The following is a 14751-nucleotide window of genomic DNA, read 5'->3' as shown; positions in this document are numbered from 1 at the left end:
TAAATTAAGCTTGGTATCTTGATTCACCGTCAAGATAAGTTTCTGATAATGACATATCTGAATTCAAGACGATAAAGTCAGCGTCACGTCCTGGGTAAATTGCACCACAGTCATTAGCAATCTTACAACTCTTTGCAGGTACGTATGAGCCCATGATGATTGCTTCTTCATCTGTAGCAATGTTCCAGTCAACAACGTTCTTGATAGCATCTTTAAGTAATAAGATACTCCCGGCCAAGTTATGTGGAACTGATTTAAGTTTAGCTGTTCCGCCTTCAACGATAACAGGTAATTCACCAAGTACGTAGTCGCCATCTGGCATCAAACCAGCACGCATACAATCAGTGATCAAAGCGATATGTTCTGGTGTCTTCTTGTCGATCAAAGTTTCGGCAGCAGGTGCAAGCACGTGGTGACCGTCACAGATCAATTCATCATCGACCCAGTTCATTGTCATAGCAGCACCGACCATACCAGGTTGGTGATGGCTCAAACCACTCATACCATTATATGTATGTGTAAATACTGAGGCTCCAGCTTCAACACAAGCCTTAGCTTGTTCAAAAGTAGCTGAACTGTGACCTAAAGCAACGGCAACTGTGTCAGATGCAACAGCTTTAGTAAATTCAACCGCACCTTTTCTTTCAGGAGCAATTGCAATTTTTCTGATCATACCGTGAGCTGATTCTTGCCATTCAGCAAATTCATCAGCATCTGGATCAGTAAAGTATTTAGGATTTTGAGCACCTTTATGTTCTTCTGTGAAGAAAGGTCCTTCAAAGTAAATACCTTGGATCTTAGCACCTTCGGCTTTTTTATAATTATCACCGATAGTTTTACATACATCATTTAATTGTTCTCTTGAAGCTGTAAGTGTTGTTGGTAGCCATGAAGTAACACCGGCTTCCAAAAGTCCTTTAGACATGTCATTGATTTTGTCCCAATCATTATCCATAACATCGTGGCCCAATAGACCATGAATATGAGTATCAACCAATCCAGGTGCGATCATTTTGTCAGAATAATCAACGATCTTACCAGCAGGCTTCTCATCTTCTGGGAAGAAACTACCGAACTTACCATCATCAGTAACCTCTAGATAGCCTCCCTTTTCAGTAGTGTTAGGCAAAAAGAATTTCTTAGCATGAATGTAATATGTCATTTTCAGTCCTCCAATGGTTTTATTATAACAATTAATAGTGGTCTATACCACAATTTGAGAAATTTTCCACAAAAAAAAGCTGCATGGCAGCTTGATTTTTATTTTTCTGATTCGTCATACAATCTCATTTTACTCTTAATGATCTTTTCGCAAAGGTCAGCGTAGCCAATACCAGCAGCTTCAGCCTCACGTGGCATCAATGAACGAGGTGTCATACCTGGCAATGTGTTACCTTCCATGACATAAATATCGCGGTCACGTAACAAGAAGTCGATACGGCCATAACTACTCATGCTCAAGGCTTCGAAAGTCTTCAAAGCTAATTCTTGCATTGCCAAATGAATATCTTCATCCAAGTCTTCTGGTGGTGTAACGAAATGAGTCACATCATTATCAGTAAACTTGTGTTGGAAGTCATACCAACCAGTATCCACGACAATTTCAATCGCTGGTAATACTTGACCATCAACGATAGCAACTGAAAATTCTCTACCCTTGATATATTCTTCAAGCAAAGCTTCACTATCGAATCTCAATGCATCGGCAACCATAGCTTGCAATTCTGAATCATCGTTAATGATATGTGTACCAACACTTGAACCACCATTTGATGGTTTAACTACCATTGGAAAACCGAATGGGATTTCGTCTGGAGTGATCTTGCTTGTCTTAGTAACTTTAAATGCAGCAGTCTTGATCTTGTTTTGGACGAATACTTCTTTTGAGTATTTCTTATCCATCGAAATGGCTGATGATAATGTGCCACTTCCTGTATATCTAATATCGTAAATATCTAATACAGCTTGGATCTTACCGTTTTCACCGTCTTCACCATGTAATCCTAAGTATACGATGTCGGCGTGTTCACAAACCTTAAGGACGTTCTTACCTAGTAGTCCGATAGTACCGTCAGTACGAAGTGCGTTTATTTTTTCATCAGTCAAAACTTTATCATCGATGATCAAATTAGATTCATCTTCTGGCTTTGTTGTAAAAAGAGAATCGATTTGGTCTTCTTTCACATCAATACCCAAGAATGAGTCGATATAAGCTACTTCATAGCCCTTGCTTCTGAGAGCATTAGTAATCTTCACACCTGAAGATAGAGAAACGTTTCTTTCGGTACTTCTACCACCTGAGAGGACAACAATTTTCATTGGTTGTTCACCTATACTTTCTTTATGATTTTTCATATTTAAGCGATTTCCTAGAAACTATAGAATAGCACAAATATTCAAAAATCACTATTCAAGTGATACGATATTGGTGTTACAATTTGAAATTTTCTCGAATAATTCATAATTGTTTGGTTTAATATCCTGTAAGGAGGGTTTAACCTTGAAAAAGTTAAAATTAATCGTATTTAGTATTGTATCTTTACTTGCTGTTGGTATCTTTTCTGCCTCAGCAAATAACGCTCAGGCGGACTCTTTGGATCAACCAGTAATGACACTGGGAACATCCCTAACGTCTGACCAGAAGCAAGGAACTATCAACGCCTTATCTTCACAGATAAACGACAGCAACTACAAAACAGTAACTGTCACAGGTGATACATTAGTTAAATATCTAAACCCAAGTGGTAGCAACTTCAACAGTAACTCTGGAGTTTGGTCATCAGCATTGATCGAGCCAACATCTTCAGGTTCAGGTATCAACGTATCGATCGTAAATTACAAAGGAAGCAATAACATTACAACTATTACTTCTGATCAATACAGAAACGCTGCTTTAACAGCTGGTATCAGTAACGCTAATATCTATGTAACATCAGCTACACCAATCGATGGCTCAGGTGCTTTAGCCGGAATCTATGCCGCATATGCCAGCACAGGTAACAGCTTGAATCAAAGCCAAGTTAATGCAGCCCAAGATGAAATGGGAGTATTAAGTGGCATCACACAAGCAAATAAAGGAACAGATGGCTACACCGATCAACAGTTAAATAACGCCGTTGCCGGAATGAAAGCAGATTTAGCAAAACAAGGTACAAACGTTTCAAAAACAGAAATTACAAATATCGTGAATAACAACTTGCAACAAAATAATCTACAAAATATCATCAACAACAATCAAAAAACACAAATCATCAACTTGATGGTAGAAATCAGAGATTCAGGAGCCCTAAAGAATTCTAATTTCAAACAACAAGCACAAAAACTAAGTAGCGATATCCAAAGTTCAGCCAAAAATATTTTCAACAAATTAAACACCCAAGAAAACAGAAACTTTGCCCAAAAGATTTGGGACAACATAGTTTCATTCTTTAAAGGATTGTTTAACTAATAACACCGTACTCAAAAAATAAAGGTGGTCACAAACTCGATTAAAGTTAGTGACCACCTTTTTGATTATTAAAATTTATACTTTTTATCAATAAACATATTTATAACACAAATACACACATACACACATACACACATACACACATACACACATACACACATACACACATACAGTATTATAAGTTGACGAGCCACTATTTAGATGTAGAAAGAAAAACGATTTGGGCTCAGTGGTGACGTTTTTCTTAGTGTACGAAGTACACTTAGATAAAGACCCAGCTTTGAAATGATTGCGCATTTTGCAATTAGTTTAAAGTGGGTCCACCACGTTCCAGCCCTCAAAATCGTTTTTCTTTCGGAATCGGCATCCTAAGCCAATCTCGCCTTACTTGTAATCTTAGCTTTGTTAAGCAACATTGAACTTGTAACAACTGATAAGGAACTAAATGCCATTGCCAAACCAGCTAACTCAGGACTCAACGACAAACCGATTCCATAGAAAATACCAGCAGCAATAGGAATACCAAGCACGTTGTAGAAGAATGCCCAGAACAAATTCAACTTGATTCGGTTGAAAGTTTTCTTACTCAAGGCAAGAGCTTTATCAACATCCCTCAAATCATTCTTAACTAGCACGATTCCACCAGATTCGATGGCGATATCTGTACCTGATCCCATAGCGATTCCGACATCCGCTACGGTCAATGCAGGTGCGTCATTGATTCCGTCACCAACGAAAGCAACTTTTCCATCTTGTTGTAATGCTTTAACGTGATCGGCTTTATCACTTGGTAAAACATCGGCAATAACTTGATCGATACCAACTTGTTCAGCGATTGCTTCAGCAACTAATTGATTATCTCCAGTCAACATAACTGTCTTCAAACCACGAGCTTTCAAGTCTGCAATTGCTTCTCTTGAAGTATCTTTTGGTGCGTCTTGAATTGCGATAAGTCCGACAACTTTGTTTTCTACTCCAACAAAGACAACTGTCTTAGCTTGTTCTTGAAGTTCAATGACTTGTTGCTTTAGCTTATCATCGATTTCAACATCAGCTAACAATTTGTCATTACCAACAAATGCCTTTTTACCATCAACTAAGGCCTCAACACCCTTACCCTCGATAGCTTGGAAATTAGAAACTTTTGGTACAGAAATCTTTTCATTTTCAGCTTTTTTAACGATTGCCGAAGCTAATGGATGTTCTGAAGATTGCTCCAAACCAGTTGCATATGTAAGAACTGATTTTTCATCCCCAACAATATCTGTAACTTCAGGTTTACCAACTGTGATAGTACCTGTCTTATCGAAGACAACTGTTTTAACATCATTAACGGCTTCCAAAACTTCACCGTTTTTGATCAAAATACCCATCTTGGCTGAGCGTCCAGTTCCGACCATTAGTGCAGTTGGTGTTGCCAATCCAAGCGCACATGGACAAGCAATAACTACGACCGCAACGGCGAAAATAAGAGAACTAGCGACTGATGCACCCAAAAATACGTACCAAACCATGAAGGTCAAAATTGCGATGATTAAAACTGTTGGCACAAAAATATCTGAAACTTTATCTGTTAAATTTTGAATTGGAGCGTGACTATTTTGTGCTTTCTTAACCAGTTCAACAATTTGAGAAAGCATTGTGTCATCGCCGACTTTTTCAGCTTTGAACATGAAAGTTCCGTTGCTGTTAATAGTTGATCCGATAACTTTGTCACCAGTCTTCTTCTCGACTGGCATACTTTCACCAGTGACCATTGATTCATCGATCGTTGAAGTTCCTTCTGTGATCTCACCATCGACGGCAATTTTTTCACCAGGCTTTACTCGGATAATATCTCCAACAACGACCTCGGCTAGAGGAATTTTAACTAGTTTTCCATCACGCATTACTTCAGCTTCTTTGGCTTGAAGGTCAACCAATTTTTCAACAGCTTCCGAAGCATTATTTCTCATTCGTTCCTCGAAAACTTGTCCGAGTAGTACGAATGTTGTTACGAAGGCTGCACTCTCGAAGAATACTGGCTGATGTGTTGCCATCGCATAAATACTGTAGACATAAGCAACAAGTGTACCAATTGCCACTAACGTATCCATATTAGAATGATGCTTCGTAAATGAAGCCCAGGCACTCTGCCAGAAAGGTCCAGCGGAAATCACTATGATCACCGTCGTCAAGGAAAGTTGTGTCCAATCTCCTCCAGGTAACATCCAACCAAATGGCATTAAAATCATGTTGGCTAGCATGGGTAGTGAAAAAATCAATGAAATCCAGAAACGTTTGGTTATTGTCATTATGAAATCACGACCTTACCAAAGAACATGTCCATACCGCAACTAAAACTAAATTCACCAGCCTTGTCTGTTGGTACGTCAACGGTTTTTGTAACATCGATAGGCAAGTCCTCTTCAAATCCTAATTCTTTAGAATGAACGACGTCGAGACAACCTTGATCATTAGTTCTCGTAAATGAAATCTTTGCTGGAACACCTTTTTTAAGATTTACGACATCTGGTTTGTATCCACCCGCAACTTCAACTTTTACTTCTTGTACGTTTTCACTCATAATATTTATCCTCTTAAAATTTAATTTTTATATTATTTTATTTGATGATCAATTTGCCATGGAACATATCCATTCCACAGGCCCATTGATATTCGCCAGGTTTGCTGGTATCAATTTTGATTTCTTCTTTTTCGTTGATCGGTAAAGCTCGGTTGATTCCGAAATCTGAAAAAACTACTCGATCCAAGCAACTGGATTTATCTTTTCTAGTAAAGTTTAGAACAGCCGGAACATCTTTTTTCAAGACGACTGTTTCAGGTGAATAACCACCATTAACTTCTACGTCAATACTTTGTTTGTCATTAGCTAAATCGGCAGAAACCTCAGCCGCTTCATGCTTGCCGAAGAACCACCAAACGATGAATCCTATCAACACTATTCCTACGACTAGCACCAATATTTTTGTCAAAATTTATCCCCCATTTCTTTCGTTTACATTTGTAATCTATGCTTAAATAATATTCTTGCCGTCTACATTTGTCAACGGAAATACAATCATTTTTACTTTTGTAGGGAATCCCCTAAACAAAAAAATCCACTGATGAGTTTATTCATCAGCGGATCTAGGCTATTTCATTTTATCCATAGTTTCATTTAATAAAGAGTCGACACGATTATTTCCTTCATTTTGCGCATGGCCCTTAGTCCAGCTGAAAGTTTTATTTTTAATAGTTGGCAACAACGAATCTAATTCCTTCCAAAGTTCTACGTTTACCGGAACTTGACCGTCTGCCTTCTTGTATCCACGGCGTTTCCAACCATTCAACCAACCTTTAGTTATGGCATTCAAGACATATTGAGAATCCAAGATAAAGATTATCTTTTCATCGACAAGGCCTAAATCGTTCAATCGTTTGATACTTTCGATCAGAGCCATAATTTCCATTCGATTATTTGTGGCACCAAATTCTCCATCGGTTCCTTCGAATTTCTCATTATTATGATTGATATGATATGCCCAGGCTGCGGTATCCGTTGTTTTCACGTGACCACCCTTCACGTTACCATGATTACGTGATCCACCATCTGTGTAGACAACAACGTCAAAATCATCTAAATTTTCAGATACCTTTGCAGTTTTAGCTTTTGTTTTAGGCGTATAACTATCTTTTCCATTTAAGAATTCAACAGCTTCTGCCTCAGTTGTAAAACTCTTATAGCGTGCACCAGTAAAGCCATCGACCTGTTTTTTACATTCAGGCCAAGTTCGATATATCCCTGGATTTTTACCACGTCGTACCGCATAATATTTTTGCAAAATTAATACCTCATTTGAATTACTATTTTTTTACTCATTTAAATTATATAATATACTGTTGTTAGGGTGAGAAGATGAAGAAAAATCAGCGACCAGTTTTGTATATCCACGGATTTCGTGGTGGGGACTATACGACTGAGAAAATGGTTAAATCAGGATTAAAGTATAATGGAAGATCCGACTTTCTCAAAGCTATAATTAATTGGCGTGGGAAAATAACCTATGAGGGAACTTGGACTGACGATAAACAGCCAATTATCCAAGTGGTTTTCCAAAACAAATATGTCGGCGGTAACCAAATTGCTTATTGGTTATCTCGACTTCTATTTGACTTGCGTTCAAAGTACAGGTTTACTGATTATGACGCCGTTGGTCATTCTCTTGGTTCTGTCGCCTTGGTACTGGTCAATCTCAATGAAAAACGACACCCTTTTATGCCTAAATTAAATCATCTTGTCCTGATTGCTGGACCATTTAATGGTGTTTTGGGATTGAACGATCTACCAAATATCAATCAACTGAATACAACCGGCAAACCTGCTTTTATGAGCCCCACTTATTTCAGAATTTTCTTAAATCGTAATAATGTTTCACCTAATTTACACGTCTTGAATGTTTATGGAAATGTGGAAGATTACTCAAATAGTGATAAATATATTTCTGTCACATCTGCAAAGTCAATCAATTATATCCTAAAACCTCGAGTTAAAGAATTCATCGACATGCCGGTCACTGGTTCTGAAGCAGAGCATTCATTGATGCATGATGATTCAGATATTTTAAAGAAAGTTAACTTATTTATTTACGCCAACCATAACGCTGACTGATCAGCGTTATTTTTTATTCTGGAAAACAAATCATTATTAATATTTCGCAATTTGTCATATCATTATATATACTATATTTGTGAGGAAAAACCTTTACAGGAAGAAAAATGAAAGTGTAGAAAATGATCAAATTAAAGTCGTACCGTCCATTCATCACAGAGAATTTCACATGGGAATTTCCATCCCACTTCAAACTAAAAATTGCTAGTGAGTTTCTCGACAAAAACATTGCGGAGACTACTAACTTTATCAGTCAAACAGCCAAAGAAACTATGAGTGACCGAGCTGTATATTGGTTTGTTGAAGATAAACAATCTCATGAAATTTCTGCCTTGATTGCCCTAAAGTCTATTGACTTTAATAATAGTTCAGCTACAATTTTCACTAAATTTGATGATAATATTTCCAAGAAAATGAGTTTGGAGATAATTCAGCGTTTATACGTCTTTGTAAATGACCAAATTAAGCTGAATATTCTTGATATGAAAGAAGACGAATCGAGGGTCGTCAAATTCTTCACAGATTCTGGATATGAATTTACAAATAATAAACTGAAGAGGAAATAAATATGACCGGATATGGACTTAATGGTTTTCTGGACCCGACCTTTATCCTGGTAATTATTGGTATAGTTATCAGTATGTGGGCGTCCTGGTATGTAAACCACAACTTCAAGAAATACGATCAAGTTACCAGTCATGAGGGTACTAGTGGTGCTGAAGCTGCTAGATTTATTCTTGATAATGCTGGACTACAAAACATCCAAATCAAACAAGTTTCAGGTAATTTGACCGATAACTATAATCCTGGTGACAAAACTTTGAATCTTTCAGATTCAACTTATGATTCAACTTCTGTTGCCGCAATTGGTGTTGCTGCCCACGAATGTGGACACGCAATTCAAGATCAGCATAACTACGTTCCAATGAGAATGCGTGCAGCACTCGTTCCTGCTGTTAACTTAGGATCAAATGCTTCATTTCCATTAATTATCGCAGGTATGGTTTTAGGAATGAATCATACTTTGATTACGATTGGTATTTGGCTCTTTGCGTTAGTTGTATTGTTCCAAGTAGTAACATTGCCTGTGGAATTTAATGCTTCTAGACGTGCTGTTAGCATCCTAGCATCAGGCCCATTACTTGATAGTACTGAGGTTCCGATGGTTAAACAAGTATTATTCGCAGCGGCGCTTACTTATGTTGCTGCAGTACTTTCAACAGCGTTACAACTGTTACGTTTAATTTTAATTTTCGGTAATAACAGAAATTGATCAACTAAAATCATCCTTTAGACAAGGATGATTTTTTTGTTGACAAAGTTAATATTTACGATTATTGTTATTGCCAATTAAACAATTCGCCCAAAACCGATGAGGTGGAGATCAAGATTGTTGTGCACGCACAGAAAGTTGCTGTTGATGAGAATGCAACCGAAAGCAAGCAGTTAAATGGACCACCAAGGGTTCTTCTGAAATGGCTTTGCCATAGTATGAAGAAACGTTCAGACATACGTCAGTTGTCAGAGAAGTGATAGCTTCTTGCTAAGAGTGAAGACAGTTTAAACATTTATTTGTGTAAAACTATCTTCAAATTAAGGTGGCACCGCGGTATATCCGTCCTTAACTTCATTCGAAGTTTTGGGCGGATTTTTTTTTGGAGGAAATTATGGAAATCAAGCGATGGCACAACCTTTCAATCAAAATGAATTAAAAATTTGAAAGGAAAAATATTATGAATATTACACAAATTAAAAAAATCAGCCATGATTTTCCGGCAGCACCAATAACTGTTGATTTTAAACTGGAGAACTTTGATCCAATTGGATTAACTAAGTATTTGAACAGCAATGTTGCAACTTGCTTTCTCTTTACAGGTAAACCAAAGCCTGATGAAGATGGATACAGTTTTATCGGAATTAACCCAGATGAAACTATCACTTACAGAGACGGTATTTTGACAATTGAAAAAGATGATACAGTTGAAACTCAAGAAACTGCTTTAAAGCCATATCTCGAAAATATCCTAGCCAAAAATAAAACAGCTAAATTTCAGAGTTTACCACCTTTTCTTGGTGGGTTAGCTGGCTATTTCAGTTATGACTATGCAAGATTTGCGAATCCAACTTTACCACAAACTATTGACGACCCTTATGAGCTAAATGATGCAGACTTGTTGTTGATCAACAACGTCATCGCCTATAATCACAAAACAGATACGATGACTCTTTCTAAAGTTGTACCTACTAGCTTGATTGATTCACTTTACGATCAGACTATTGCAGAGTTAGAAGAACTCAAAAACAGAATATTAGATTTCCAAGAACCAACTGATACCTCCAAATTCAAAATGGATGCTCCTTTACAGTTGCAATTCAATCAGGAAGAATTTGCTGACAAAGTTGCAGACACAAAAGTTCACATCAAAGATGGTGATATTTTCCAATTGATCCTATCAAATCCTCAACACACAACTATGCATGGAAGTCTCTTCCCGGTTACGAAGGATCTATTTCACGACAGTCCATCACCTTATCAATTTTTCTTCAGACATGGTGACTTTGAGACAGTTGGTTCATCACCAGAGACTCTAATTTCAAAACATAATAACGAATTATTCACTTATCCTTTGGCTGGTACGAGACGCCGTGGAAAAACCCCTGAAGAAGATCAGAAATTCGCTTACGAGTTAACCCACAGTACAAAAGAATTAGCAGAACACAACATGTTGATCGACCTAGGAAGAAATGACCTCGGCCGCGTCAGCAAATTCGGTACGGTAAAGGTTACAAGAACTAGAAAGCTATTGCGTTTCAGCAACGTTATGCACATGGGTTCTACAGTCGAAAGTATTGCTGACCCTACAAAATCAAGTGTCGACATTGTTGAATCATTAATGCCAGCTGGCACATTATCTGGTGCACCAAAAATCAGTGCCATGCGCATAATCAGTGAATTAGAAAACCGTAAACGTGGAATCTATGGTGGATGTTTAGGATATTTCGATTACTCTGGTGATTTAGATTTCTGTATCGGAATTCGACTTGCTTACCGTCAAAAAGAAAACCTAATCGTTCACTCCGGTGCCGGCATCGTTGCCGACAGTATCGCTAAAAATGAATACCAAGAATTCAATAACAAAGCTAGATCAGTTGTCGATTCACTAAATAAAACAAACACTTCGGAGGTCCTATCATGATTTATATTGTTGATAATTACGACAGCTTCACATACAACTTATATCAATTGATTGGCACGTTAACTGACGAACCTATCACGGTTATAAAAAATGATGAGATGAATGCCGAGGAATTGGCTGCATTAAATCCAACTGGTTTAGTATTTTCACCCGGACCTGGCAGACCAGAAGACGCCGGAGAAATGATTTCTGAAATCAAATATTTTCTTGGAAAAGTTCCCATACTTGGTGTCTGCTTAGGTCATCAAGCCATCGCTGAAATTTATGGTGCTGATGTAATTCATGCTCCTGTCTTAATGCACGGTCGCCCTTCAGAAGTATCATTGACAGAAAAAAGCAGCCTCTTCGACAACTGCCCAAATGAGTTTGAAGCGGCTAGATATCATTCACTTGTTGTCGACCCAAAATCCGTGCCTAATAATTTAAAAGTAACTGCTGAAACTTCAGACGGTGAAATAATGGCTGTCGGTGATGAGGAAAAACAAGTTTACGGAGTTCAATTTCATCCAGAATCAATCATGACCGATCCTGCAGTTGGCAAGCAGATCATCGAAAACTATCTGGCAAAAATCTAATTAAATTAACATAATTCTTAATTTATTGTTGACAACTAGAAGATTTAGTTTTAATGTTGTCAACAACAAATGAATTCGTCCATAAACCGATGAGATGGAGATCAAGATTATCGTGCACGCCCAGAGAGTTGCCGGTGCTGAGAATGGCAATCGAACGCAGATAATTAAATGGACCATCGAGGGTTCTCTCGAAAGATATCGAGTACAGAGAAACGTTAGGCATACGTAAGTTGTCGGGAGAGTGTTAGCTCTCTGCTAAGAGTAATGGACTAATTTGACTGTTAGAGCATCATCATATTTGTAATACTCTATCAATCAAGTAGTCTATTAAATTAAGGTGGCACCGCGGAATAATGATCCGTCCTTAAACGCTATGCGTTTATGGACGGATTTTTTTTATTCTCAGGAGGTTACTTATAATGTTCAAACTAATACGATGGCAGTTTTCAAATTGAATTTATATAGATAAACATAAATTAATTTGGAGGATCCAATCATGATCGAAAACGCAATTAAGAAATTAACAGAAGGTTCAGATTTAACATTTGACGAAACAAACAAAGTAATCGACGAAATTATGACAGGCAAAACAACATCAATTCAAATCTCAAGTTTCCTTACCGCATTAAGTGTAAAAAAAGAAACAGTTGAAGAAATCGCCGGAGCCGCAGATGCAATGAGAGCACATGCACTTGAATTTGATGCCGACGAACCCGTACTTGAAATTGTTGGTACCGGTGGCGACCATTCCAATTCATTCAATATTTCAACAACTTCAGCTTTAGTAGTTGCAGCAACCGGAATCCCAGTCGCAAAACATGGTAATCGCGCTGCTTCATCGAAGAGTGGTGCTGCAGATGTACTTGAGTCACTTGGAGTTCAAATCAATTTGGATCCAAAACAAAGTGAAGCCATCCTAAATGAAATTGGAATTTGTTTCCTATTCGCACAGGAATATCACAAAGCAATGAAATACGTTGCACCCGTTAGAAAAGAATTAGGTATCAGAACACTCTTCAACGTCCTCGGACCTCTAGCAAACCCAGCACATGCAACTAGCCAAGTACTTGGTGTTTATGACGAAAACTTAGTTGAACCAATGGCAAAAGTTCTCGATCAGATCGGTGTTAAAAACGCCATGGTCATCCATGGACAAGACGGATTCGATGAAGCTTCTATATCAGCACCAACTACTATCATGGAAGTTCATAATGGTAAGTTTACAAAATATGAAATCACTCCTGAACAATTTGGATTAAAACGTGCTGACAAATCAGAAGTTATCGGTGGAACTCCTGAGGAAAATGCTCAAATCACATTAGATGTATTAAACGGCAAACAAGGTGCCAAACGTGATGTTATCTTACTCAATTCAGCTTTGGCAATTCATACAGCTAAACCAGAGATCAATTTAGAAGATGCAATTGATATCGCAAGAAACGCTATCGACAACGGTTTAGCAATTCAAAAATTAAATGACTTTGTCAAATTGACAGTTGCAGGTGTAGCAGCTTGATTTTAGACAAACTCGTAAAGGCCACCCAAGATCGCGTTAAAGAAGAAAAAGCGCAGGAACCATTATCAGAATTAAAACGACAAGCCGACCTAATTCCTAACAAAAATCCTCAGAAAGTAATCGATAGATTTTTAAAACCAGGTCTTCATTTTATCGGCGAAGTAAAAAAAGCTTCTCCTTCTAAAGGACTGATTGCAAAAGACTTTCCCTACCTGGAAATAGCAACTGATTACGACAATGCAGGCATCGATGCAATCTCAGTTTTGACGGAACCAAAGTTTTTTCAAGGTAATCTAACCTACCTACATGAAATTACGCAAAAAGTTAACGTTCCTGTTTTAAGAAAAGATTTTACTATCGATCCATACATGATCTACCAAGCAAAAATATCTGGAGCCAGCTTAATTCTTTTAATAGTAGCAATCCTTCCAAAAGAAAAACTTGTCGAATACTTACAACTTGCTGAGCAACTCGGTTTGGCAGCATTAGTTGAAGTACATAACCAAGATGAATTAGACATAGCCCTCTCAGCTGGTGCTAAAATCATCGGTGTTAATAATCGAAACTTGAAAGATTTCACGGTCGATTTGAATAACAGTTTAAATCTTCGTGACCAAGTTCCAGCAAATATCCCTTTCATCACTGAAAGTGGTATCAAAACTACTGATGACATCAGACGACTCAAAGCGGCTAACGTCAACGGAGTCTTGATTGGCGAAACATTTATGAGAGCTGATGACAAAGCAGCGATAATCAAAAAATTTAAGAGTGCTTAATATGACAAAAATTAAAATTTGTGGACTGATGACATTAGACGATATCAAAGCAGTTAACGAAGCTAAACCCGATTTAGCCGGATTCATCTTTGCTCCCGGTCGTCACCAAATAAATCTTGAGCAAGCTTTGAAAATGAGAAAAGAACTAGATTCTTCTATTAAAAGCGTTGGAGTTTTCGTCAATGCATCATTAGATGAAATGTTGAAGGTAATTAATAGTGGAGCTGTTTCAATGATTCAACTTCATGGAAACGAAACACCTGACACAATCAAGCTACTTCAAGATAAAAATATCCCGGTAATTAAAGTCTACAAACCTGATAACCTCCCTACTTCAACCACTGCAGACTACCTTATGATCGACAGCGGTTCTGGAAATGGAAAACCCATCCAGTGGGATAAGTTAAGAATAAAAACGGATAAACCGCTAATAATTGCTGGAGCACTCGACACATTAAATATTGAGCAAGCAATTAAAACTACCGAACCTGACTTCGTTGATCTATCTCGCGGAGTTGAAACAGATGGTAGTAAGGATCCTATTAAAATAAATAAAATCGTACAACTTGTACATCAACTATAGAAAAA

General features: G+C 37.7%; 16 protein-coding genes. 10 read left to right on the top strand and 6 right to left on the bottom strand.

Annotation, left to right across the window (positions count from 1 at the left end):
* Positions 1–4 precede the first annotated feature (4 nt).
* Both nagA and EKM63_RS08275 read right to left on the bottom strand, forming a co-directional pair.
* A complete protein-coding gene (gene nagA / locus EKM63_RS08280) occupies positions 5–1162 on the bottom strand; it encodes an N-acetylglucosamine-6-phosphate deacetylase (protein ID WP_125705571.1) in 1158 nt (385 codons plus the stop codon).
* 98 nt (positions 1163–1260) lie between these two features.
* Positions 1261–2319, bottom strand: a complete 1059-nt coding sequence (locus EKM63_RS08275; RefSeq protein WP_125705623.1) for a D-alanine--D-alanine ligase — start codon at positions 2317–2319, stop codon at positions 1261–1263.
* A 211-nt stretch (positions 2320–2530) separates the two neighbouring features.
* Here EKM63_RS08275 and EKM63_RS08270 point away from each other — a divergent pair, with 211 nt between their 5' ends.
* The gene (locus tag EKM63_RS08270; RefSeq protein ID WP_377768710.1) at positions 2531–3448 is read left to right on the top strand and encodes a DUF1002 domain-containing protein; all 918 of its coding nucleotides are present in this window, start codon (positions 2531–2533) and stop codon (positions 3446–3448) included.
* 368 nt (positions 3449–3816) lie between these two features.
* On the opposite strand, the gene EKM63_RS08265 is transcribed toward EKM63_RS08270, so the two are convergent.
* The 4 genes from EKM63_RS08265 to EKM63_RS08250 all read right to left on the bottom strand — a co-directional run bounded on the left by EKM63_RS08265 (position 3817) and on the right by EKM63_RS08250 (position 7272).
* Positions 3817–5742 carry a copper-translocating P-type ATPase gene (locus EKM63_RS08265; RefSeq protein WP_125705567.1) on the bottom strand — a complete coding sequence of 642 codons (1926 nt, stop codon included), beginning with the start codon at positions 5740–5742 and terminating at the stop codon, positions 3817–3819.
* The gene (locus tag EKM63_RS08260; RefSeq protein ID WP_125705566.1) at positions 5742–6014 is read right to left on the bottom strand and encodes a cupredoxin domain-containing protein; all 273 of its coding nucleotides are present in this window, start codon (positions 6012–6014) and stop codon (positions 5742–5744) included. The genes EKM63_RS08265 and EKM63_RS08260 overlap by 1 nt, the downstream gene beginning before the upstream one ends.
* A gap of 37 nt (positions 6015–6051) precedes the next feature.
* Positions 6052–6423 (bottom strand): cupredoxin domain-containing protein, encoded by a 372-nt coding sequence (locus tag EKM63_RS08255; protein WP_153383004.1) that lies wholly within the window; start codon positions 6421–6423, stop codon positions 6052–6054.
* A 159-nt stretch (positions 6424–6582) separates the two neighbouring features.
* Complete coding sequence (locus EKM63_RS08250; protein ID WP_153494329.1) at positions 6583–7272, bottom strand: ribonuclease H family protein; 690 nt, start codon at positions 7270–7272, stop codon at positions 6583–6585.
* 74 nt (positions 7273–7346) lie between these two features.
* Here EKM63_RS08250 and EKM63_RS08245 point away from each other — a divergent pair, with 74 nt between their 5' ends.
* From EKM63_RS08245 to EKM63_RS08210, 9 genes are all read left to right on the top strand, one after another.
* The gene (locus EKM63_RS08245) at positions 7347–8099 is read left to right on the top strand and encodes an alpha/beta hydrolase (RefSeq protein ID WP_125705560.1); all 753 of its coding nucleotides are present in this window, start codon (positions 7347–7349) and stop codon (positions 8097–8099) included.
* Between the two features lie 122 nt (positions 8100–8221).
* Positions 8222–8665, top strand: coding sequence for a hypothetical protein (locus EKM63_RS08240; protein ID WP_125705558.1), 444 nt, complete (start codon positions 8222–8224; stop codon positions 8663–8665).
* A 2-nt stretch (positions 8666–8667) separates the two neighbouring features.
* The gene (locus EKM63_RS08235) at positions 8668–9372 is read left to right on the top strand and encodes a zinc metallopeptidase (protein ID WP_125705556.1); all 705 of its coding nucleotides are present in this window, start codon (positions 8668–8670) and stop codon (positions 9370–9372) included.
* 122 nt (positions 9373–9494) lie between these two features.
* Positions 9495–9632, top strand: coding sequence for a hypothetical protein (locus EKM63_RS11340; protein ID WP_153494330.1), 138 nt, complete (start codon positions 9495–9497; stop codon positions 9630–9632).
* Between the two features lie 200 nt (positions 9633–9832).
* A complete protein-coding gene (locus EKM63_RS08230; RefSeq protein WP_125705554.1) occupies positions 9833–11296 on the top strand; it encodes an anthranilate synthase component I family protein in 1464 nt (487 codons plus the stop codon).
* Positions 11293–11871, top strand: coding sequence for an anthranilate synthase component II (locus EKM63_RS08225; RefSeq protein ID WP_125705553.1), 579 nt, complete (start codon positions 11293–11295; stop codon positions 11869–11871). The genes EKM63_RS08230 and EKM63_RS08225 overlap by 4 nt, the downstream gene beginning before the upstream one ends.
* Positions 11872–12367: 496 nt before the next feature.
* The gene (trpD, locus tag EKM63_RS08220) at positions 12368–13387 is read left to right on the top strand and encodes an anthranilate phosphoribosyltransferase (RefSeq protein WP_125705551.1); all 1020 of its coding nucleotides are present in this window, start codon (positions 12368–12370) and stop codon (positions 13385–13387) included.
* A complete protein-coding gene (gene trpC, locus EKM63_RS08215; protein WP_125705549.1) occupies positions 13384–14163 on the top strand; it encodes an indole-3-glycerol phosphate synthase TrpC in 780 nt (259 codons plus the stop codon). The genes trpD and trpC overlap by 4 nt, the downstream gene beginning before the upstream one ends.
* A 1-nt stretch (position 14164) precedes the next feature.
* Entirely contained in the window at positions 14165–14746 is a 582-nt protein-coding gene (locus EKM63_RS08210) for a phosphoribosylanthranilate isomerase (protein WP_125705547.1), read from the top strand.
* Positions 14747–14751: the final 5 nt, after the last annotated feature.

The organism is Companilactobacillus mishanensis (assembly GCF_003946505.1).
In the GTDB taxonomy this organism is placed as follows: domain Bacteria; phylum Bacillota; class Bacilli; order Lactobacillales; family Lactobacillaceae; genus Companilactobacillus; species Companilactobacillus mishanensis.
This window is presented reverse-complemented; position numbering and strand designations above follow the sequence as displayed.

What these genes read in the sequence shown, in the direction of transcription:
- nagA (WP_125705571.1), bottom strand. Translation starts at nt 1,162, where the DNA reads ATGACATATTACATTCATGCTAAGAAATTCTTTTTGCCTAACACTACT.
- EKM63_RS08275 (WP_125705623.1), bottom strand. Translation starts at nt 2,319, where the DNA reads ATGAAAATTGTTGTCCTCTCAGGTGGTAGAAGTACCGAAAGAAACGTT.
- EKM63_RS08265 (WP_125705567.1), bottom strand. Translation starts at nt 5,742, where the DNA reads ATGACAATAACCAAACGTTTCTGGATTTCATTGATTTTTTCACTACCC.
- EKM63_RS08260 (WP_125705566.1), bottom strand. Translation starts at nt 6,014, where the DNA reads ATGAGTGAAAACGTACAAGAAGTAAAAGTTGAAGTTGCGGGTGGATAC.
- EKM63_RS08245 (WP_125705560.1), top strand. Translation starts at nt 7,347, where the DNA reads ATGAAGAAAAATCAGCGACCAGTTTTGTATATCCACGGATTTCGTGGT.
- EKM63_RS08240 (WP_125705558.1), top strand. Translation starts at nt 8,222, where the DNA reads ATGATCAAATTAAAGTCGTACCGTCCATTCATCACAGAGAATTTCACA.
- EKM63_RS08235 (WP_125705556.1), top strand. Translation starts at nt 8,668, where the DNA reads ATGACCGGATATGGACTTAATGGTTTTCTGGACCCGACCTTTATCCTG.
- EKM63_RS08230 (WP_125705554.1), top strand. Translation starts at nt 9,833, where the DNA reads ATGAATATTACACAAATTAAAAAAATCAGCCATGATTTTCCGGCAGCA.
- EKM63_RS08225 (WP_125705553.1), top strand. Translation starts at nt 11,293, where the DNA reads ATGATTTATATTGTTGATAATTACGACAGCTTCACATACAACTTATAT.
- trpD (WP_125705551.1), top strand. Translation starts at nt 12,368, where the DNA reads ATGATCGAAAACGCAATTAAGAAATTAACAGAAGGTTCAGATTTAACA.
- EKM63_RS08210 (WP_125705547.1), top strand. Translation starts at nt 14,165, where the DNA reads ATGACAAAAATTAAAATTTGTGGACTGATGACATTAGACGATATCAAA.